Source organism: Brevundimonas sp. GCM10030266 (assembly GCF_042666595.1).
Taxonomy (GTDB): Bacteria; Pseudomonadota; Alphaproteobacteria; order Caulobacterales; family Caulobacteraceae; genus Brevundimonas.
Genome location: NZ_JBHTCY010000001.1, coordinates 413,997 through 434,143 on the forward strand (window position 1 = coordinate 413,997; position 20,147 = coordinate 434,143).

At 68.5% G+C, this 20,147-nt stretch carries 23 protein-coding genes; 7 read left to right on the top strand and 16 right to left on the bottom strand.

Annotated elements, in window-relative coordinates; translation table 11 throughout:
- Positions 1-24 precede the first annotated feature (24 nt).
- The gene (locus tag ACFQQC_RS02245; protein ID WP_376859266.1) at positions 25-1,317 is read right to left on the bottom strand and encodes an MFS transporter; all 1,293 of its coding nucleotides are present in this window, start codon (positions 1,315-1,317) and stop codon (positions 25-27) included.
- Entirely contained in the window at positions 1,314-1,790 is a 477-nt protein-coding gene (locus ACFQQC_RS02250) for a cupin domain-containing protein (RefSeq protein ID WP_376859268.1), read from the bottom strand. Before ACFQQC_RS02250 ends, ACFQQC_RS02245 begins: the two co-directional genes overlap by 4 nt.
- A 47-nt stretch (positions 1,791-1,837) precedes the next feature.
- Here ACFQQC_RS02250 and dapE point away from each other — a divergent pair, with 47 nt between their 5' ends.
- The gene (gene dapE, locus ACFQQC_RS02255; protein WP_376859270.1) at positions 1,838-3,028 is read left to right on the top strand and encodes a succinyl-diaminopimelate desuccinylase; all 1,191 of its coding nucleotides are present in this window, start codon (positions 1,838-1,840) and stop codon (positions 3,026-3,028) included.
- Here dapE and ACFQQC_RS02260 read toward each other — a convergent pair.
- Entirely contained in the window at positions 3,025-3,162 is a 138-nt protein-coding gene (locus ACFQQC_RS02260; RefSeq protein ID WP_376859272.1) for a hypothetical protein, read from the bottom strand. The genes dapE and ACFQQC_RS02260 overlap by 4 nt on opposite strands.
- Positions 3,163-3,229: 67 nt before the next feature.
- On the bottom strand, positions 3,230-4,549 hold the full coding sequence (locus ACFQQC_RS02265) for an amidohydrolase (protein ID WP_376859274.1): 1,320 nt from the start codon (positions 4,547-4,549) through the stop codon (positions 3,230-3,232).
- A gap of 80 nt (positions 4,550-4,629) precedes the next feature.
- On the opposite strand from ACFQQC_RS02265, the gene ACFQQC_RS02270 reads away from it, so the two are divergent.
- Genes ACFQQC_RS02270 through ACFQQC_RS02280 form a run of 3 tightly spaced genes read left to right on the top strand, consistent with a single transcriptional unit; the run spans position 4,630 to position 6,794 of the window.
- On the top strand, positions 4,630-4,980 hold the full coding sequence (locus ACFQQC_RS02270; RefSeq protein ID WP_376859276.1) for a hypothetical protein: 351 nt from the start codon (positions 4,630-4,632) through the stop codon (positions 4,978-4,980).
- Between the two features lie 31 nt (positions 4,981-5,011).
- A complete protein-coding gene (locus ACFQQC_RS02275; RefSeq protein ID WP_376859278.1) occupies positions 5,012-6,313 on the top strand; it encodes an MFS transporter in 1,302 nt (433 codons plus the stop codon).
- A gap of 49 nt (positions 6,314-6,362) precedes the next feature.
- Positions 6,363-6,794 (top strand): SRPBCC domain-containing protein, encoded by a 432-nt coding sequence (locus tag ACFQQC_RS02280; RefSeq protein ID WP_376859280.1) that lies wholly within the window; start codon positions 6,363-6,365, stop codon positions 6,792-6,794.
- A 6-nt stretch (positions 6,795-6,800) separates the two neighbouring features.
- Here the strand turns inward: ACFQQC_RS02280 and ACFQQC_RS02285 are convergent, their stop codons facing one another.
- The 10 genes from ACFQQC_RS02285 to ACFQQC_RS02330 all read right to left on the bottom strand — a co-directional run bounded on the left by ACFQQC_RS02285 (position 6,801) and on the right by ACFQQC_RS02330 (position 16,290).
- On the bottom strand, positions 6,801-7,781 hold the full coding sequence (locus ACFQQC_RS02285) for a type II secretion system F family protein (RefSeq protein ID WP_376859282.1): 981 nt from the start codon (positions 7,779-7,781) through the stop codon (positions 6,801-6,803).
- 9 nt (positions 7,782-7,790) lie between these two features.
- Positions 7,791-8,765: a type II secretion system F family protein gene (locus tag ACFQQC_RS02290; RefSeq protein WP_376859284.1), complete on the bottom strand. Its 975-nt coding sequence runs from the start codon at positions 8,763-8,765 to the stop codon at positions 7,791-7,793.
- 5 nt (positions 8,766-8,770) lie between these two features.
- Entirely contained in the window at positions 8,771-10,387 is a 1,617-nt protein-coding gene (locus ACFQQC_RS02295; RefSeq protein ID WP_376859286.1) for a CpaF family protein, read from the bottom strand.
- A gap of 3 nt (positions 10,388-10,390) precedes the next feature.
- Positions 10,391-11,947: a CpaE family protein gene (locus ACFQQC_RS02300; RefSeq protein WP_376859288.1), complete on the bottom strand. Its 1,557-nt coding sequence runs from the start codon at positions 11,945-11,947 to the stop codon at positions 10,391-10,393.
- 6 nt (positions 11,948-11,953) lie between these two features.
- Complete coding sequence (locus ACFQQC_RS02305; RefSeq protein WP_376859290.1) at positions 11,954-12,616, bottom strand: CpaD family pilus assembly protein; 663 nt, start codon at positions 12,614-12,616, stop codon at positions 11,954-11,956.
- A 9-nt stretch (positions 12,617-12,625) separates the two neighbouring features.
- Positions 12,626-14,038, bottom strand: a complete 1,413-nt coding sequence (locus ACFQQC_RS02310) for a type II and III secretion system protein family protein (RefSeq protein ID WP_376859292.1) — start codon at positions 14,036-14,038, stop codon at positions 12,626-12,628.
- Positions 14,035-14,958: a Flp pilus assembly protein CpaB gene (cpaB, locus tag ACFQQC_RS02315; RefSeq protein WP_376859294.1), complete on the bottom strand. Its 924-nt coding sequence runs from the start codon at positions 14,956-14,958 to the stop codon at positions 14,035-14,037. Before cpaB ends, ACFQQC_RS02310 begins: the two co-directional genes overlap by 4 nt.
- A gap of 112 nt (positions 14,959-15,070) precedes the next feature.
- Positions 15,071-15,583: a prepilin peptidase gene (locus ACFQQC_RS02320; protein ID WP_376859296.1), complete on the bottom strand. Its 513-nt coding sequence runs from the start codon at positions 15,581-15,583 to the stop codon at positions 15,071-15,073.
- A gap of 115 nt (positions 15,584-15,698) precedes the next feature.
- Positions 15,699-15,878: a Flp family type IVb pilin gene (locus ACFQQC_RS02325; protein ID WP_376859298.1), complete on the bottom strand. Its 180-nt coding sequence runs from the start codon at positions 15,876-15,878 to the stop codon at positions 15,699-15,701.
- Between the two features lie 232 nt (positions 15,879-16,110).
- Positions 16,111-16,290 carry a Flp family type IVb pilin gene (locus ACFQQC_RS02330; RefSeq protein WP_376859299.1) on the bottom strand — a complete coding sequence of 60 codons (180 nt, stop codon included), beginning with the start codon at positions 16,288-16,290 and terminating at the stop codon, positions 16,111-16,113.
- Between the two features lie 291 nt (positions 16,291-16,581).
- Between ACFQQC_RS02330 and ACFQQC_RS02335 the strand changes: the two genes are divergently transcribed.
- Genes ACFQQC_RS02335 through ACFQQC_RS02345 form a run of 3 tightly spaced genes read left to right on the top strand, consistent with a single transcriptional unit; the run spans position 16,582 to position 18,077 of the window.
- Positions 16,582-16,995, top strand: a complete 414-nt coding sequence (locus ACFQQC_RS02335) for a pilus assembly protein N-terminal domain-containing protein (RefSeq protein WP_376859301.1) — start codon at positions 16,582-16,584, stop codon at positions 16,993-16,995.
- Between the two features lie 36 nt (positions 16,996-17,031).
- A complete protein-coding gene (locus tag ACFQQC_RS02340; protein ID WP_376859302.1) occupies positions 17,032-17,544 on the top strand; it encodes a TadE/TadG family type IV pilus assembly protein in 513 nt (170 codons plus the stop codon).
- Entirely contained in the window at positions 17,541-18,077 is a 537-nt protein-coding gene (locus ACFQQC_RS02345; protein WP_376859304.1) for a TadE/TadG family type IV pilus assembly protein, read from the top strand. Before ACFQQC_RS02340 ends, ACFQQC_RS02345 begins: the two co-directional genes overlap by 4 nt.
- On the opposite strand, the gene ACFQQC_RS02350 is transcribed toward ACFQQC_RS02345, so the two are convergent.
- Together ACFQQC_RS02350 and ACFQQC_RS02355 are read right to left on the bottom strand one after the other, a co-directional pair.
- Positions 18,074-19,360 carry an anthranilate synthase component I family protein gene (locus tag ACFQQC_RS02350; RefSeq protein ID WP_376859306.1) on the bottom strand — a complete coding sequence of 429 codons (1,287 nt, stop codon included), beginning with the start codon at positions 19,358-19,360 and terminating at the stop codon, positions 18,074-18,076. The two genes, ACFQQC_RS02345 and ACFQQC_RS02350, sit on opposite strands and share 4 nt — an antisense overlap.
- Positions 19,357-20,136 carry a tyrosine-protein phosphatase gene (locus ACFQQC_RS02355; RefSeq protein WP_376859308.1) on the bottom strand — a complete coding sequence of 260 codons (780 nt, stop codon included), beginning with the start codon at positions 20,134-20,136 and terminating at the stop codon, positions 19,357-19,359. Before ACFQQC_RS02355 ends, ACFQQC_RS02350 begins: the two co-directional genes overlap by 4 nt.
- Between the last annotated feature and the right edge of the window lie 11 nt (positions 20,137-20,147).

Genomic DNA, 20,147 nt, shown 5'->3' on the forward strand with positions numbered 1-20,147 from the left:
AACCTGCCCCCTAGAACCTAGCACCTACGAGAGCTTGTCCGCCTTCCGCAGGCCCGGGAACATCGCCGCCCAGGCGCCGGTGGCGACCAGCGCGCCGACGCCGCCGAAGCAGGCCGCGCCGACCGCGCCCAGAACCCGGACCATCAGGCCGGAATAGGCCTCGCCCAGCTCGTTCGACGCGCCGATGAACAGCATGGACACCGAGCTGACCCGGCCGCGCATGTGATCGGGCGTGGCCAGCTGGATCAGGGTCTGGCGGATGTTGACGCTGATCATGTCCGCCGCCCCACCGAGGAACAGGGCCAGGGCCGAGAGCCAGACGATCTTGGACAGGCCAAACGTCAGGGTGCACAGGCCGAACACAGCCACCGCCGCGAACATCCAGCGCCCGCCGTGCTTCACGATCGGGAAGCGGCTCAGATAGATGGCCACCGCCATGGCGCCGACGCCGAACGAGGCGCGCAACAGGCCGAAGCCGATGGCGCCCACATGCAGGATGTCCCGCGCGAAGATCGGCGTTAGCAGGGCGACCCCGGCCAGCAGCACCACGACAAGGTCCAGCGAGATGGCGCCCAGCACGATCTTGGTCTTCCAGACATAGGCCAGACCTTCCTTCACCGACTCCAGCGGCGACAGCTTGTGCTCGACCTGGGCCGGCTTGCCGCTGGTGCGGATCAGCAGGAAAGCGCCGACCGCCAGCAGGAACAGACCCAGCGACGCCGCATAGGCCAGCGGCACATTGACCGCCACAATCACCCCGCCCAGCGCCGGACCGGCGATGGCGCCGGTCTGGAAGGCGATCGACTGGGCGGCGATGGCGGGCGGCAGGGCCTTGCGCCCGACGACCATGGGCAGGAAGGCCTGGCTGGCCGGGGCGAGGAAGGCCCGGGCTGCGCCGAACACCGCGGCGACGGCCAGAAGTCCCCACAGCGGCGGCGAGCCGTGAATGGCCATCAGCAGGAAGGCCAGGGCGCAGGACGCCTCGACCAGGATCGAAATCCACACCGTCGTCTTGCGATCGCGCCGGTCGGCCATGGCCCCCGCCGGCAGGGTGAAGGCCAGCAGCGGCAGGAACTGACACAGGCCGACGAGCCCCAGATAAAGGCTGGCCTCGGCCACCGGGTGGTCCCGGCGAGCGATCTCATAGACCTGCCACAGCAGGGCCGAGGACTGGATCTGGATGCCGAGAACGGCGACCACGCGGCCGAACCACAACAGGCGGAAGTCGCGGATGCCCCAGGGACTGGAGGGTCCTTCGGGTGGAGCGGGGGGAACAGGCGGCGTCGGCGAGCCGGCGTCGAGGCTTTCAACAGTCACGTGCGTCGATCGTATTTCGGGTAGGGGGAGCCATCCCGGTGGAAGTAGCGATCCGCGCCCTCGGGCAGGACCATGTCGATATCAGGGTAGTCGCAGGCATCGGTCTTGAACGAACGTGTTCCGACTTCCAGCAGAACAGCCTCACTGTCGGAACGGTTCTCGATCTTGTGGCCGTTCGGTACGCCCGCCGGGAAGCCGGCGCAATCACCGGCGCGCAGCACGGTCTCGCCATCCTCCTCGATCAGCACCACCTCGCCGGACAGGACGGTGACGAACTCGTCCTCGCTCGCGTGCCAGTGCCGCTGGCTGGACCAGGCCCCAGCAGGCAGGCGCAGCAGATTGACCCCGAACTGGGTCAGCCCCGCCGCATCGCCCAGCTTCCAGCGACGGCGCGGCTTGCAGGGGCCGGCGTGCTCTTCCGGGTAGGATGTCCCGTGACCGATTGGCGCGTTGTCGATGTCGATCTTCGGCATGGCCCTGACCTTCTCCCCATCGCCCGGACCACGTAAAGCAAGGAACCATGAGCCATGCATCAACTCCCGTTATCGATCCTGTCGAACTGACCCGCGACCTGATCCGGATTCCGTCCGTCACCCCCGCTGACGAAGGCGCGATGGACGTGCTGGAGCGGACGCTGACGGCGCTGGGCTTCACCTGCCGACGGCTGGCCTTCGGCGACCCGGACGGGATTGGCGCCGATGCGCGGATCGAGAACCTCTACGCCCGGCGCGGGACGGCTTCGCCCAACCTCTGTTTCGCGGGCCACACCGACGTGGTGCCGACCGGCTCGACCGAGGCCTGGTCCTCCGCGCCGTTCGGAGCGGAGGTCAAGGACGGGGTGCTGTACGGCCGGGGCGCGGTGGACATGAAGGGCGGGATCGCCGCCTGGGTCGCGGCGGTGTCGAAGGTGCTGGCGGATGGCGACGTGCCCGGCAGCCTGAGCTTCCTCATCACCGGCGACGAGGAAGGCCCGGCCCTTCACGGCACCAAGAAGGTGGTCGAGGCCCTGATGGCCGAGGGCGAGGTGATCGACGCCTGCGTGGTGGGCGAGCCGTCGTCGCAGCAGCGGCTGGGCGACATGATCAAGATCGGCCGTCGCGGCTCGCTGAACACCTGGTTCATCGTCCACGGCAAGCAGGGCCACGTGGCCTATCCGGACCGCGCGGCCAATCCCGTGCCGGTGCTGGCCAGGCTGGCGGCGACGCTGGCGGCGCATCGGCTGGACGAGGGCTATGAGGCCTTCCAGCCGTCCAACCTCGAACTGACCACCCTGGACGTCGGCAACACCGCGACCAACCTGATCCCGGCCGAGGCGCGGGGGCGGCTGAACATCCGCTTCAACCCCTCACACACGGGCGAAAGCCTGATGGCCTGGCTGAACGCCGAGGCGGGCAAGGCGCAGGCCGAAAGCGGACTGCGCATCGAGGTCGAGCACATGCACTCGGGCGACGCCTTCCTGACCCAGGCGGGCGTGTTCGTCGAAGCCGTGCAGGACGCGGTGGAGACCGAGCTGGGCATCCGCCCGGAGGCCTCGACCACCGGCGGCACCTCGGACGCCCGCTTCATCCGCGCCATGTGCCCGGTGCTGGAGCTGGGTCTGGTCGGCCAGACCATGCACCAGATCGACGAACGGGTGCCGACCGCCGAACTGGAGGCGCTGGCCGGAACCTATGAGCGGGTGATCCGGACCTTCTTCGCCCGCGCGAGCTAGAGCAGGGCCTCAAGACCCAGCAGGGCGCCGCCGAACATGGCGGCGAAGGCGATCAGGAAGAAGACGATCTCCCTGAGCGGACCGCCGCGTCTTTCCAGACGCGCGGGCGGCAATCGGACTGGCAACTCACTCATGGGCGACCCTCCTTCCGAACCCGGACAGTCTGCGCCGGGTTCGTTGAGCCGCCGTTGAAGAACATGGTTACGGGACAGGCTGTTCCAGGAAGCGGATGGCGCTGAGCACATGCGCCTTCACGCCCAGCGGCAGGACCGCCTCGTTCACATTGAAGGCCGGCGAATGGTTCGGCGGCGCGGTCGCAGGATCAACCCCGTCCGGCGAACCGCCCAGATGGTAGAAGACGCCCGGCACTTCCTGCGAGAGGTAAGAGAAGTCCTCGGCCACGGTCGTCGCGGGGGTGGCCGGATTGACGTTCCCCTCGCCCGCCGCCTCGGTCAGGACCGGGGCCAGCCAGGCGGACAACGCCTCATTGTTGAACACCAGGGCCGCGTTCTGGCGCACCGAGAACTCGGCGGTCGCGCCGTAGTTTTCGGCCACATTGCCGACGGCGGCCTCGGCCCGGCGAACCAGATCATCGCGCTGGGCGATGTCAAAGGTGCGCAGGGTGCCCGACAGGGTCGCCGTGTCCGGGATGATGTTGTAGCGCACGCCCGCGTCGAGGGTGGCGATGGTGAAGACCGTGGGCGTCGTCGTCGGATCGATAGTGCGCGCGGTCAGGGTGTTGATCGTCTGGATGACGTCGGCGGAGGCCGCGATGACGTCGACACCTTTCCACGGCCAGGCGCCATGGGTCTGGCGCCCGTGAAGGACGATATCCACCCGATCCGACGCCGCCATAAAGCCCTGCGGACGATAGAAGATCGTGCCCGGCCGCCCCGGCACGACATGCAGGCCGAAGATGGCGTCGGGGCGCGGGTCGCGCAGCGCGCCTTCCTCGATCATCAGGGCCGCGCCGCCCTTGGGTTCGCCCGGAGGCGCGCCCTCTTCCGCCGGCTGGAAGATGAAGACGACGGTCCCGGCGAGGTCGGCCTTCATGCCCGCCAGCACCTCGGCCGCCCCCATCAGCATGGCGACATGGGCGTCGTGTCCGCAGGCGTGCGCCACCGGAACGGTCTGGCCCATATAGGTTCCGGTCACGGTCGAGGCGAAAGGCAGGCCGGTCGCTTCCAGCACCGGCAGGGCGTCCATGTCGGCGCGCAGGGCGACCGTGCGACCGGGCTTCCCGCCCCGCAGGATGCCAACCACGCCCGTCCGCCCGACGCCGGTCCTGACCTCCAGCCCGAGCGCGCGCAGATGGTCCGCCACCACGCCGGCGGTGCGCGTCTCGGCGAAGCCCAGTTCCGGATTGGCGTGCAGGTCGCGGCGCCATTCGATGACGCGCGGATTGATCTGTTCCACCGCCGCCTCGACCCGCGCCAGCGGAACCTGGGCGCAGGCCTGACCGGCCGCGAAAACCAGCCCGAGAGCCAGGGAGGAAGCGGCGATCAGGCGACGAGCGTTCATGGCGGTCTCCGTGGGAAGACGCCACCGTGACAGGCCCCGCGCCCCTTGCGCAAGACCACCGCTATCTCGATCTCAGGGACATGACCCTGAAGCAGGCGAAGACCAACTGGCAGGACGTGGTTCTGGTCTGCCGCAAATGCCAGAAGAAGCTGGACGGCGAAGGCTTCGGTCCGGACGGCGACCGCCCCCTGAAGAAGGCCCTGCGCAAGGCGCTGAAGGCCGGCAAGGGGCGCAAGGCCGAGGTGCTGGTGCTGGAAGCCGACTGCTTCGACATCTGCCCGAAGAACGCCGTGGTCGCGGTGCGGGCGGGACGCAGAGGCGCGCCCATGCTGATCGTGCCCCGGGGCGCCGACCTGGCGGAGGTGCGTGCGGCGCTGGATCTCGAAACCGATCGGGATCAGCCAGCCTTGCGGGTCGTCAGCGGGGGGTGACCCCGGCGCGGCGAGCGCCTACGCTTGCCCCGTGAACCTCCGATCCCCCGCCTTCGCAATGTTGTTCGCGGTCAGCCTGATCGCGGCGGCGGGCAATATGGCCCTGCAATCGGTGCTGCCGAACATCGGCCGGACGTTCGAACTGCGGGACACGCTGGTGTCCGGCGCCTTCGCCATCTCGGCCCTGATGTGGACCGTCGCCTCGCCCTTCTGGGCCCGGCTGTCTGACAACCTCGGACGCAAGAAGGTGATGATGATCGGCCTGACCGGCTTCATCCTGTCGATGACCGGATTCGGACTGGCGACCACCTCGGGCCTGCAGGGCTGGCTCGGTTTCGGCGTGGCCTTCTTCCTGATGGCGACGGCCCGGACGGTCTATGGCGTGTTCGGCTCGGCCGCCCCGATCGCCTCCCAGGCCTATGTCGCCGACCGGACCACCGCCGGGCAACGGACGCAGGCCATGTCGATGCTGGCCTCGGCGCAGGGGCTCGGCACTGTCATCGGCCCGACCCTGGCGCCCCTGTTCGTCCTGCCGCTGGTCGGGCTGGCGGGGCCGATGTACGCCTTCGCGGCCATGGGCGCAGTGGCCCTGCTGGTGGTCTGGCGCAAGCTGCCCAGCGGTGACGTCGTCCGCATCCCCTCTCCCAGCGGCCGCCGGGATGACGCGGCGAAGGGTCTGTGGCGCGACCCGCGGGTTCGCGACTATCTGCTGTATGGCCTGCTAGTGACCGGGGCGCAGGCGGTGAACATCTCCGTGCTGGGCTTCCACATCATCGACGAGATGGCCGCCACCGGGACGGCGCAGGAAGCCAGCCATCCGTTCATCGCCCTGGCCATGTTCGCCGGGGCCGCGGCGACCCTGCTGGCCCAGTGGGGCCTGATCCCGATGCTGAAGCTGGAGGCCCGCGACCTGATGCGCTGGGGCGCGGCGCTGGCCCTGCTGGGCAATATTCTGAGCATCACGGCGCCCGGCTATTACGGCGTGGTCATCGGCTATGCCGTGGTGTCGATGGGCGTCGGCTTCGCCCGACCCGGGTTTGTCGCCGGATCGTCGCTGTCGGTCGGGCCGTCGGAGCAGGGCGCGGTCGCCGGGCTGATGATGTCGCTGGCGGGCCTGAGCTTCCTCGCCCCGCCGGTGATCGGGGTGGCGCTCTATGAGTTCGCCGAGCCCGCGCCGTTTGTCGCCAACGCCCTGCTGCTGGCCGCCGCCACCCTGCTGTGCTTCACCAGCGCCCGGCTCCGCGACGGACCTCCGGATCTGCCGGATCGGGAGGAGACGCCCTCGCCCGAGACACCGCCCGCCTCGCAGCCGGGGCCGGAAGGCAACCGCTGAGACGACACGCGCCCTTTTCCCGCCCCGCAAGCCGTGCCAGATCAGCGGCATGGATATCGCCAAGATCGAACAGCGCATCGGCATTCAGGCCTCCACCGACAGCATCTGGGAGGTGATTTCCCACCTGCCCGGCTGGGACAACTGGAATCCGGTCGAAACCGGAACCGGCGGAACCATCGCCTTCGGCGGCGAGATCACCCTGACCGAGGCGGTCGAGGGCCTGCCGGAGCGACAGGTGACCGCGCGCGTCGGCGAGTGGCAGCCCTATGCCCAGCTGGTCTGGATGGAGAACCGCGGCCTGTGGTTCCGCTCGATGCGCTATTTCGAGATCGAGGAACTGGAGCCGGGCAGTTGCATCGCCTCCAACGGCTTCATCTTCTCGGGCCTGCGCGGCGAGATGTATTTCGACAAGCACCGCAAGCATCTGCGGCAGGCGGTCACGCGCGTGGCCGAGGCCTGGAAAGCGGCGGCCGAGGCCTGACCCCGCCTACTGCGACGCCATCGTGTCCATGATGCTGATGATCGCGGGCGTCAGGATGACGATGAACAGCACCGGCAGGAAGAACAGGATCATCGGCACGGTCAGCTTGGCCGGCAGGGCGGCGGCCTTCTTCTCGGCGGCGGACAGGCGCATCTCGCGATTTTCCTTCGCCATCGTCCGCAGGGCCGTGCCCAGCGGCGTGCCGTAGGTCTCGGCCTGGGTCATGGCGGTGGCGACCGACTTCACCCCGGGATGGTTGGTCCGCTTGGCCAGGCCGTCATAGGCCATCCGGCGGTCGGGCAGATAGCTGAGCTCGGCTGACAGCAGGGTCAGCTCCTCGGCCAGATCGATGGACGAACCGCCGATTTCCTGACTGACCTTCTGGATCGCCGCCTCGATCGACATGCCCGCTTCGACGCAGATCAGCAGCAGGTCGAGCGCGTCCGGGAACGCCTGCATGATCGAGCTTCTGCGCTTGGCGATCCGGTTCGCCAGAAAGATGTTCGGGCCATAGAAGCCGATGACGGCCGCGACCATGCACATGGTGACCCGCATCATCACGGGCAGGCCGAAATCGTTGAAGATGAACAGGTAGAAGACCGCGATCGCCAGGAAGACGAACGGCATGGAGAAGCGGAAGAAGTAGAAGGTCGTCAGCGGCTTGGGACCGCGATAGCCGGCCTGGGCCATCTTCTCGGCGACCTTGGGGTCTTCCAGCAGCTGGGTCAGGTTCAGGCGCTCGACGACGCGCTTCTTGAAGCCTTCATCACTGTGCCGGAGGCCGCCCTGTCCGCCCTGGGCGATCGCCTGACGCGAGCGGCGCTTCAGCTCCTCGCGACGCACCGCGACGGCCTTCATCCGGGTGTCCAGCTTGGCGCCGCCGCCCATGGAGCCCAGCAGGGTCACCAGCGTCGCGAAGACCAGGAACCCCACCAGCATGCTGAGGAGGTTCACGGGATCGGTGAAGAAGGGAATGAGGCCCGGCATGTCTGGTCCTCAGAACTTGAAGGAGATCATCTTCTTCATCACGAAGACGCCGAAGCTCATCATGACGACCGCGACCAGAAGCATGAACTGGCCGCGCGGATCGGTGAACAGTCTGGCCATGTAGGCCGGGGTGGTGATGCTGACGAGGATCATCACCGCCGGCGGCAGCGAGCCGATGATGCCCGCCGAGGCCGTCGCCTCGGACGACAGCGCCTTGATCTTCTCGCCCATCATCTTCCGCGCGCGCAGCACGGTGGTCAGGTTGGACAGGGCCTCGGCCAGGTTGCCGCCCGTCTTCTGCTGGATGGAGATGACGATGGCGAAGAATTTCAGCTCCGGCGTCGGCATGCGCTCGTACATCTTCTCCAGCGCCTGCGGCAGGGTCAGGCCGACGCCCATCCCCTCGACCAGCTTCTGGAACTCCGGCCCCAGCGGCGCGGGGCTCTCGCGGGCGATGATCTTGAAACAGTCATGGACCGGCAGGCCGGACTTGATGCCGCGCACGATGACGTCGACGGCGTCGGCGAAATGGCTGGAGAATTTCTTCATCCGCCGCTTGCCGAGGAAGCCCACGACCCAGCGCGGCAGGCCGAGGCCGAACACCACGGCCACGCCGATGCAGATGAAGATGTTCAGCCCGAACATCAGCGGCAGCAGGAAGGCGAGCACGCCCAGCACGGCGCTGATGATCCAGAAGGTCCGGACGGTCGTCGACAGGCCCGCCTGTTTCAGCTTGGCGGCCAGGCTGACCCGCGCCTTGCGCTCGGCCCGCTCCGACTCCTGCAGCTGGGTCATGATCTGCTTGCGGCGGGCCTCAGGCGTGTTGGCGGCCGCCTTCTTGGCCGCCGCGGCGCTCTGCTTCGGCACGCCGAAGGTCTGGGCGCGCTTGACCGCGGCGTCGCTGGAGTCGCCGCCGCCGACGAAGGCCCAGCCGAGACCGCCGATGGTGATGAAGGCCAGAACGGCGGCAAGGATCGGAAGCATCGCCGCTACTCCGCCGCGTCCAGGGCTTCAGCCAGCTCGCGCTCCAGACCATAGTAGCGGGCGCGGTCCCAGAAGCGGGGACGGGCGATGCCGGTGGAGCGGTGACGGCCGATGATCTTGCCGTTCTCGTCCTCGCCGGTGATCTCGTAGACGAACAGGTCCTGGGTGACGATGACGTCGCCTTCCAGCCCGACCACCTCGGTGATGTGGGTGATGCGGCGTGAACCGTCACGCAGGCGGGCGGCCTGGACGATGACGTCCACCGAGCCGACGATCATCTCGCGGATCGTCTTGGACGGCAGGCCGTAGCCGCCCATGGTGATCATCGACTCCATACGGCTGATGGCTTCACGCGGGGAGTTGGCGTGCAGCGTGCCCATCGAGCCGTCGTGGCCGGTGTTCATGGCCTGCAGCAGGTCGAAGGCTTCCGGACCGCGGACCTCGCCGACGATGATCCGCTCGGGACGCATCCGCAGACAGTTCTTCACCAGATCCCGCATGGTGATCATGCCCTGCCCCTCGAGGTTGGGCGGGCGGGTTTCCAGGCGGACGACGTGCGGCTGCTGCAGCTGCAGCTCGGCGGCGTCCTCGCAGGTGATGACGCGTTCGGTCGGGTCGATGAAGGCCGTCAGGGTGTTCAGCAGGGTCGTCTTGCCCGAACCCGTACCGCCCGAGATGACCAGATTGCATCGCGAGGCGCCGATGACGCCCAGGACGCGCGCGCCCTCGGGACTGATGGAGGCGTACTCCACCAGGTTCTTCATCGTCAGCTTGTCTTTCTTGAACTTCCGGATCGTCAGCGTCGGGCCGTCGATCGCCAGCGGCGGGGCGATGACGTTGACGCGCGAGCCGTCCGGCAGACGGGCGTCGCAGATCGGGGAGCTTTCATCGACGCGACGGCCGACCTGCGACACGATCCGCTGGCAGATGTTCATCAGCTGGGCGTTGTCGCGGAAGCGGACGTTGGTCAGCTGCACCTTGCCGCCGACTTCGATGAACACCCGACCGGCGCCGTTGACCATGATGTCGGCGATGTCGTCGCGGGACAGCAGCGGCTCCAGCGGACCGTAGCCGAGGACGTCGTTGACGATGTCCTGGACCAGATGCTCCTGCTCGGCCACCGACATGGAGACGTTCTTGATCGCCACCAGCTCGGCGACGATGTCGCGGATCTCCTCGGCGGCGGTCTTCGGATCGAGCTGGGCCAGCTGGGCCAGGTCGATGGTGTTCATCAGCGCGTTGAAGATCGTCGTCTTCGTGGCGTGATAATAGTCCGACTGCTCGCGGACGATCTCGGCGACCTGCTGGGCCTTCTTCAGCTGTTCGAAGCCGGGCGTGGCCTTGGGGCCAGGGCCGCTGCTCTGCGGGGCCGGCGCCGGGGGCTTGGGCCGCGAGGCGAGGGCGTCGAGGCGATCAGCGCCGGCCGGCGCGGCGGAGGGCGCCGTCTGCGGACGCGGGGCCTCCATGACGTCCCCTTCCCCGCCGAAGGCGAAGGCCTGGGTCTGGATCCCCTGCTGCGGCTGGAAGTTCGGATCAGCGGACGGCGCAGGCTTTGGTGCCGCCGGCGCCGGGCGAGGCGCGGCGGGTGAACTGCCGGGTTGACCTGTGCGCTTGCCGAACACGCCCTACGACTTCTTCCTGAACAGGCCCGAGAACATCGACTTGCCGCCCGCCTTGGCGGCGCCGGGACCGGCCAGCAGCGGAATCTCACGGCGCGAGACGATCTGGGCCAGCGTCTGGAAGGCTTCCGCGGCCTTGGTCTTGGCGCCGGCGTCGAGGATCATCTGCCCGTTGTTGGCGGCGGCGCCGAAGGTCTTGGCGTCGAACGGGATGATCAGGCTGGGGTGCACGCCCAGGGCCGCGCCGAACTCCTTGGCGGGGATTTCCGGGCGACCGGGCACGCCGACCTGGTTGAGGACCAGACGCGGCGGCGCGTCATTGGGACGGCCCTGCTTGATCAGGTCGATCATGTTCTTGGCGTTGCGCAGCGAGGCCAGATCGGGCGTGGCCACGACCACCACTTCATCGGCGCTGATCAGGGTGCGGCGCATCCAAGACGACCAGACGTGCGGCAGGTCCAGCACCACGAACGGGGCGGTGGCGCGGATCTGGGTCGTCACCTCCTCGAAGGCTTCCGAACTGATCTCCCAGTCGGTGTCCAGCGTGGCGGGGGCGGCGAACAGGCTCAGCTTGTCCGTGCAGCGGACCATCATCCGGTCCAGCAGCACCGGGTCCAGACGATCGGGCTGCGACAGGGCGTCAGCCACGCCGTTCAGTGGATCCTGATTGAAGTCCAGGCCGGCGGTGCCGAACGGCAGGTCATAGTCGACGATGACCGTATTGGCGCCGATCCGCTCGGACATCGCATAGGCGGTATTGTGCGCGACCGAGCTGGCGCCCGATCCACCGCGCGCGCCGACGAAGGCGATCGAACGGCCAACGAAGGGCTGGGCCGGATCGGCGAACAGGCCGCCGATGGCCGCGATCAGTTGCAGGGGCTGCAGCGGAGCGACCAGATATTCGCTGACGCCGCGGCGCATCAGCTCGCGGAACAGCAGGATGTCGTTGGTCGCGCCGATGACGACGACCTTGGTGCCGGCGTCGCAGACCTCGGCCAGCTGGTCCACTTCCCACAGCAGGGTCTGCGGGTCCTTCAGGCATTCGACCACGATCAGCGGCGGGGTCGGCTCGTGCTGATAGGCCTCGACGGCCGCGGCGACGCCGCCGACCCGGATCTGGGTCGTGGCGCGCGACAGGCGGCGGTCCTGCCCCGCGCGCTCGGCGGCGGCGAGCGTGTCCTGGCGTTCGGCGAAGACGTGGATGGCGATGCGCGGCACCGACACCTCGACCGTCTGGCCTCCGACGACCGGCGGCGAGAAGGCGGCCTGGGCGCCGGCGACCAGATCGCCGACCGGATTGAAGTCCACGCCCGGGGCTTCAGGCTCTGACAGCGTCGTGTGCGGCTGCGGAACCGGCGGAGCCGACGGGACCGCCGGAGCGGTGAACTGCAACGGCGGACGGCGCTCCACATCCCCTTCGATAACCGGCGATTCGGTCGGGAAGGGCTGGGACATGTCATCGCCGATCGGGCCGGCAGGCCCCTGGGCGACATAGCCCATGTCGAGGTCGAACTCGTCGTCCTCGAAATCTTCAAAGGGGCGGGGGGCGAAGGCGTTGCTCATCTCGACCTATTCCACAGCCTGAGCGATGGCGCCCTGAACAAGGGTTTCCTGCGGCGCGGCCGTCGGCTGGCCCTTGCGGTAGTTGTCGAACACCACGGCGGCGCGGCCGGAATCGGCCGGCGTCATCACCCGGGCGCCGACGATGTCGCGCGGATCCGCGATCTGGGCTGCCATATTGGCGTTGATGGCGCAGCCCAGTCCCAGCGACGGGGAGTTGGAGAAACGTCCGCCCATGTCGCGGCGTTCAGCGGCGCAGTTAGGGATAACGGCCCGAACGGTCTCGAACCCGGCCAGCACAGGCGCGCGGGGGTCGGGCGCGTCATAGGCCGCGACCTCAATGTTCTGACCGGGCACGCCGGCGGCTTCCAGGGCCGAGCGGATAGCCCAGGTCTGGCGGGAGGCGGCGGGATCCTCACCCGACGGTCCCTGGACCTGAACCCGGCCCGTGCCGGTGTCGGCATAGCGAACCGCCAGATCGCGCAGGGCCGCGACCTGGTTCGCCGACAGTCCGTCCTCGTGCACCGCCAGGGCGATGCGATCCAGGCCCGGCTCCACACGGAGCGCGTATTGCGACAGGGCGTTGGTCGGCGGCGCGACCGAGCCGGTCGAGGCGCAGCCGGCCAGCAGGGCCGCGGTGGAGAAGGCGAGAAGAAGGGAGCGCATCATCATCGGGGGCCCTTATTCGATCACATAGCCGACGGGGCCGTTCCAGCCGGTCCCGGCCACGGCGGTCCCGCCACGCGGCCCGTAGTGCTGGTCCAGCTGACCGAACAGCAGGGTCTGGGCGTCATTGGCGATCTGCAGGCCGTCGGCGGGGGTCTGCATGGTCCCGGCGCCGGTCGGGGAGACGATGTAGGCCTCGACGATGATGACCAGTTCGGTCTCGCCCGAGATGTAGTCCCGCGACCGGAACAGGGCGCCCAGCACCGGCAGGTCGCCCAGCGCCGGCAGGGAGTCGATGTTCTGGCGGGTATCCTCGCGCAGCAGGCCGGCGATCATCAGCGAGCCGCCGGAGGGCAGTTCGACCGTGTTGGAGGCCCGGCGCACATTCAGGCCCGGAATGACCAGGGTGCGATCCGCGCCGCCGCCCAGGGTGAAGGCGCCGACCTGGGTCAGCTCGGAGACCTCGGTCGACAGCTGCAGCGAGATACGGCCCGGCGACAGGACGATCGGGCGGACCGCCAGACGCACGCCATAGGGTTTGAACTCGACGCTGACCTTGGTGCTGCCTTCATCGGTCTCCTGACCGACCGGGACGGGGAACTCGCCCCCGGCCAAGAACTCGGCGGCCTCGCCGTTGGCGGTGGTGATGTTCGGCTCGGCCAGGATGCGGACCAGACCGGCGCGTTCGAAGGCGCGCAGGGCGGCATTGGTGCTGGAGCCGTCGCCTGCGGTGTCCTGGTAGCGGATGATCCCGCCGCCCAGCTGGTTGCCGTTGACCGCGAAGGTGGCGCCCTGGGTCAGGCTGAGCCCGTTGCCGACGCTGGCGAGAACCGCGGTCGCGTCAAAGCCCAGTTGCTTGATGGCGGTGCGCTGCACCTCGACGATGCGGGCCCGGACCATGACCTGATCGGAGCCGGCGATGGTCATCATGTTGATGACCTTGTCCGGGGTGGCGACGAAGGCACGGGCCACCTGGCTGGCGCGATCGGATTCGCCCGGGCTGAAGACCGTCCCGGTCAGAATGATGCTGTCGTTGACCGCCTCGGCGCGAACGTTGGCGGTCGGCATCACACGATTGAGCGTGTCCTGCAGGGCCGAGACGCCTGCGTCGACACGGACACGCAGCGACAGGATGGTCCGGCCGGCGCTGTCCAGCACGACAGCATCCGTCTCGCCGGGCTGCAGGCCGATGATGGTGATGCGGCGCGGCGAATGCAGCATGGCCTCGGCCACGACCGGGTTCGGCACGATCACGTCCCGGGCGTCCGCCGGCAGGTCGACCGCCATGGAGGAGCCACGCGGCAGGCTGATCAACTGGGCCTGTGCGCCCATGGAGACAGCAGCGCGATTCTGGGCCTGGGCAGGAGCGACCGGGCTGGTCGCGACGACCGTCAGGGCCGCCAGGGCGACAGCGATGAAGCGCTTCATTGGACCACCACCACTTCCGGCGCGCCGCCACGATAGACACGAACGGCCGAGGCCTGCCGCGCCGTGGGGGTCGCAGTGCGTCCCGACGGCCCTCCTGTGTCGGCATAGGAGCGCAGCACCAGGCTGAGCTCGCCCTCGGACTTGGCCAGGGCGAGCGCCTCGGCGTCGCGCGGGCCGACTTCCAGCGTCGCGGTGGCGCCGATCACGGCCTGTTCGTCATCTCCGGCGCGGGTCGACTGGTCGATGGCCAGGACCTTGATGTTCTGCATGACGGTGGCCGAGGTGAATTTCGGACGATCCCCCTCGGAGGAGCCGACATTCGAAAGATTGGTTTCGCGGGTCAGGACCACGTCCACGCGATCGCCCGGCAGGATGAAGCCGCCGGCGGCAGTCTCGACCGTCACCCGAATGGCCATGGCGCGCATGCCCGGCTCCAGATAGGCGGCCATGTAGCCGCTATCCCCGGCGCGCACGATCTTGCGCATCACAATGGGTTCGCCGGCGAGGATGGGTTCACGAACGACCGAGCCGACATAGTCGGCCTTGGCGCCTCCGGTCGCCAGATTGCTGGCGGCGCGGGTGACCGAGGCTACCGCTCCGGCGGGCTTCTCTTCCGCCTTTTCGGGCGCGTCAGCGCTGTCAGCCGACGGGATCGGCACCGAGCCGTCGGTGATGAAGACCGGATTGACCTCGTCCGCCGGCCATTCCTTCCATTCCATGTCGCTCTCGGTCAGGCGTTGACCGGGCTGGAGATCCTTGGCGGCGACCAGAACCTTGGCCATGGGCCTCGTCTCAACCGGCTCGGCGGTGGCGACGGCTGTGGGTTGCCCCGAGGAGGATCCCATGGCGCGAACGACCAGCGCCAGGCCGATGGCGGCCACGGCGGCGATGCAGATCACGATGATACGGGCAGGCTTCATCGACGGTCTCCGGCGGGCCAACCCGGACACGTGAATCGGTCCTTCGGCCCCCTACCGTTAACGACCATGCCGGGTGCGGGTTAACGCGGGCCTAAGTCATCCACAGGCCGGCCTATCCGGCGATGAAATGCATCACCAGCGCGGAGGAGGGGTAGGCCATCAGAGCGCCGGCCGCGATGGCCACGCCATAGGGGATGTCGCCCTTCGGCTCCATCAGGGTGACGATCCAGCCGGGCGCGCCGGCCAGATAGGGGCGCGAGTGGAAGCGGGCGAAGATCAGGAACAGGCAGAACAGACCGCCGACCAGGGCGGTCCAGAGCAGGAACATGCCGGACCCCTGGAAGCCCAGCCAAAGGCAGGACGAGGCCATCAGCTTGGCGTCGCCGCCGCCGATCCAGCGCAGCGCGAACATGCCCATGCCGACCAGCAGCGCGGCGACGGCCACCGCGAAATGCACGCCGATCTGCGTCAGCGGCAGGCCGACGGCGAAGGCCGCGGGCAGGAAGCCGGCGATCAGCGCCAGCGAGATCCAGTTCGGAATGCGCATCGTCGTCAGGTCGCTGAGCCCTCCGACGATGACCAGCAGCGGCATGACGCCCAGGAGGAGCAGGGACACGGTTTCCATCCTCCGACCCTGCCGTCATCACGGTTAAGACCGCGTTTCCCACGTGCCCGACAAGACAAGGGGCCGGAGCGTTTCCGCCCCGGCCCCTGCCGATCTTGGGGATGGTCCCGAAGGCTTAGGTGCCCGGGGTGCCGCCCATGCCGCTGACGACGGCGTTGAACTTGGTCTTGATGGTCGAGCCCAGCGCGGTCACGGCCGAGATGATCACGACGGCGATCAGGGCGGCGATCAGGCCATACTCGATGGCGGTGGCGCCCGACTCGTCGGACACGAACTTCGAAACGAACTTGGTCATCTGCTTTCCCTTTTTTCCCAGGTTGGGTCGACTGATAGGCAGTCAGGGAAAACGGTTTCCCGCCGTGCCCCCCTGAACGAGATGCAGTCTGATACAGCCGAGGTTAAACTTGCGCGTATGGACGTGCTTACCGGAACGTTACTGTAAAACGTCGCTCAGACGTCTGAAAAAGCAGAGGGGCCGGGGCGTATCGCCCCGGCCCCTCGCCGGTTTCAAGACGTTTCCGTCGGGCTTAGGTGCCCGGGGTGCCGCCCATGCCGCTGACGACGGCGTTGAACTTGGTCTTGATGGTCGAACCCAGAGCGGTCACGGCCGAGATGATCACGACGGCGATCAGGGCGGCGATCAGGCCGTATTCAATGGCGGTGGCGCCCGACTCGTCGGACATGAACTTCGAAACGAACTTGGTCATTGTGTTTATCCCTATGGATCGAGGTGTAGCGAGCTAACTGACGCGGGGGGAGCCGGCAGCCCGCTGGACCCCCAAAACGCAGGATGGTTATCGCCCGGATCGGTTAAATTCCGGTCTGCGCTCTTGGTTACCGGCGGGTTTACTCTAAGAAATCGCAGCAAAGCTCACTAAAGTTAGTGGTTTTGAGGGCTCCAGAGGGCCTCCAATGCTCATTTCAGACTTTCTTGAGGATTGGAGCGGCAGTGTCCGGGTCACGCTCACGCGCGCGCCTGCCATTGAAAGCCGACCGCCATGCCTCGCCCGATCCGCCTTGCCGCCACCCTCGCCGCCGCAGTCGTCATGGCTGTTCCGGCCATCGTCGTGGCGCAGACCGCCAGCCTGAACGTCGAGATCGACCAGGCGCGGCGCGTCCAGATGCGGGGCAGCGCCGCCTCGGTGATCGTGGGCAACCCCGCCATCGCCGATGTGACGGTGGTCGACGCCAATACGCTCTACATCACCGGCAAGGGCTACGGGGTGACCGAGGTCGTCGCCGTGGACCCGATCGGCCGCACCGTCTTCCAGAGCCAGGTCGTGGTCACCGCCGGCGACGGCAGCGGCCGGGTCCGGGTGTGGCGCGGCGGGCAGGCGACCGAGATGGCCTGCGCCAGCTCGTGCTCGCCCTCCGTCCGCAACGACGAAGCCGCCTCGTCCCCGACCCCCTGACGCCCGGTGCGCGCGCTCCACGATCCTCGCCGGGCGATGTTCCGGCGACCGGTTGACCGGCGCGCCCGCGAAGGGTCGGCGGCGGTCGAGTTCGCCATGGTCGCCCTGCCCTTCTGCCTGATGATCTTCGCCATCCTGGAGCTGGCCCTGGTCTTCGTGACCGACTCCGTCCTCGAGAACGCCACCATCGAGACCGGCCGCCTGGTCCGCACCGGACAGGCCAGCGCCCAGGGCATGAGCGCCTCAAGCTTCAAGACCGCGGTCTGCTCGCGGATGAGCGTCTTCTCCGCGGATTGCCCCACCCGACTGTCCGTTGATGTGCGGGTGATCCCGCAGTTCAACACCACGCCGCCGGATCCGATGACCGGCGGCAACTTCAATGAAGGCGCCCTGACCTATTCGAACGGGCAGCCCGGCGACCTGATCCTGGTGCGCGCCTGGTACAAGCAGCCGCTGCTGACGCCCTTCATGGCGCAGGGCCTGTCCCGCCTGAATGACGGGACGGTCCGGATGACCGCCACCACCGCCTTCCGGAACGAACCAGGATGATGCGTCTGTCCCTCATTCGCCGCCTGACCGGCGACGACCGGGGCGTCTCGGCCGTCGAGTTCGCCCTGCTGGCTCCGGTGATCATCGCCTTCTACATGGGGCTGGCCGAGTTCTGTCAGGGCTATATGGCCCAGAAGCGGATGGGCCACGCCTCGGCCATGGTCGCGGACCTGGTCGCCCAGGAGGAGCTGGTCACCCCCGCGGCCCTGGCCGACATCTTCTCGATCGGCGGTCTGATCATGAAGCCGTTCCCGACGACGACGCTGAAGCAGCGGGTCAGCAGCGTGACCCGGTCCGGCAACCAGATCCGGGTTGACTGGAGCCGGGGCGACGGCATGACCGCGCGGGCGAAGAATGAGCTCGTGACCCTGCCGGCGGACCTGCTGGCGGACGGACAGAGCGTGGTCATGTCCGAAGTGACCTATGACTATGACTCGCCCGCCGACTATCTGATGCCGGGCCTGACGCGGTTCTCGCACACCTACTATCTGCGTCCCCGGACGACTGACAAGACGCTCTGCCCGGCCTGCTAGGGGCCGGTGAGGGCTTCGCGCAGGGCGCGGATCTTGGCTTCGGTCTCGGCCCGCTCGGCCGAGGGATCGCTGTCGGCGACGATGCCCGCGCCAGCGAGGGTGCGGAAGCGCCAGACCTGCCCTTCCCTTTCGAACGCCGCGGTGCGGATCAGCACCGAGGCGGTCAGCCGTCCATCCTCGATGTGGAACAGGCTGCCGCACCACGGCCCGCGCGGCGGTTCGTGGGCGGCGATGACCTTCATGGCCTGATGCTTGGGGGCGCCGGTGATCGAGCCGGGCGGGAAGGTGGCCTCCAGCAGATCCGCCGGGCCTACGCCGGGGGCGGCGCGGGCGGTCACGGTAGAGACGAGATGATGCACCGTCGGCAGGGCCTCGACGTCGAACAGGCTTTCAACCGCGACCGAGCCGGGCGCGGCGGCGCGGGCCAGATCGTTGCGCATCAGGTCGACGATCATCAGGTTCTCGGCCCGATCCTTGGCGCTCATCCGAAGCTCGGCGGCGAGGGCGGCGTCGCGGGCGGGGTCCGGGTCGCGCGGTCGGGTGCCCTTGATGGGCCGGGTCTCGATCCGGTCGCCGTCGAGGGTAAGGAAGAGCTCGGGCGAGTTGGAGACGATGGCCCGCCCCCCCAGCCGCCAGAAGGCGCCGTAGGCCGAGGCGCGGTCGGAGAGGCGCAGCAGGACGTCAAACGGATCGGCGCCGGATTGCAGGTCTCCGGTCCAGGCGCGGGCGATATTGGCCTGGAACAGTTCCCCCGCCGCGATCCGGGCGACAACATCGGCGACGGCGGCTTCATAGGCCGAACCGGGCGCCTCGGGCTCAAGGCGGGTCGCCGGCGGGGGCGGCGTGACCGGATCGTCCGGGGCCGCGGCGAGCCAGACGTGCGCCGTGTCGGCGGCGATCCGGGCCGCGTCGGCCTCAACGCCACGGCCGACAGCGAAGACCTGTCGGGTCTGGTGGTCGAAGGCCAGCATGGCCGGGTAGCGGGCCAGCATCAGGTCCGGCCAGACGGCCTCGCGCGGGCCGGTCGCCGGGCGGGCGCCGGCGTCATAGGCGAGCAGACCGACCACGCCATTGGCGAAGTCCGGATCGCGCAGCCGGTCCAGCCCGGCCTCGACCGGTTCGATGATCACCCGGTCCGGGTCGGCGGCGACGAAGGACCAGCGGCCCAGCGGACCGCCATCGGAGAGCAGCGCCAAGGCTCCGTCCCGATGCCGCAGCCCGGCGGCGGCGGCGAGGGGCTCTCGCCATGGCAGGGGGCGGCGTTCGACGGCGCGGAAGGTCACGCCGAGAGCCGCTCGCCGATGCGGTCGCGCAAGACGGCGTCCACGCCCAGCGCCTGTTCGAGATAGGCGTCGAGGGAGCCGTGGCGGGCCTCAATCGCGGCGATGGCGGTCTCGAGGTAGACCGGCTCGACGCCGAGGAAGGCGACGACGGCGTCATGGGCGGCCGGGCGACCGGTGGCCTTCTCAAGCTGACGGGCGACCTTGGGGGCCATTCCTTCCAGATCGACGGCGGTATTGGTCAGCAGATAGTCGGCGATCAGGTCGTCGCGATGGACGCCGAGCAGATGATGGGTCAGGGCGGCCAGCGTCCCGGTGCGGTCCTTGCCGGCGGTGCAGTGGATCAGGACCGCCCCCTCCCCTTCGCCGAGCGCGCGGAAATAGCGGGTGAAGAGATCGAGGTGGGCGGGCTCGAACGGCAGGGTGCGGTAGATGCCGGCCATGAAGGTCCGGCCCGCATCGACCGTCAGGTCGGCGGTGCGCAGGAAGCGCATGTGCGGCGCCTCGCCGTCGGGGCCCAAGTCGCTGTCGAGCACCTGACCGGCCCAGCCGAGCGGGCGTTTCGACGGCTGGTCGCGCCGCTCGCCGGGGCGGCGCAGGTCGACGATCGTCCCGATGCCCAGGGCGCCCAGACGTTCGAGATCGGCGTCCGAGACCCGGGCCTGGTGGGCCGAGCGGAACAGGCGACCGGTGGCGATCCGGCGTCCGGCGGCGGTGTCGTAATCGCCGTAGTCGCGGAAATTATCGAGGGCGTCGAAGCGATGGATGCGGTCGGTCATGCCTCTGATCT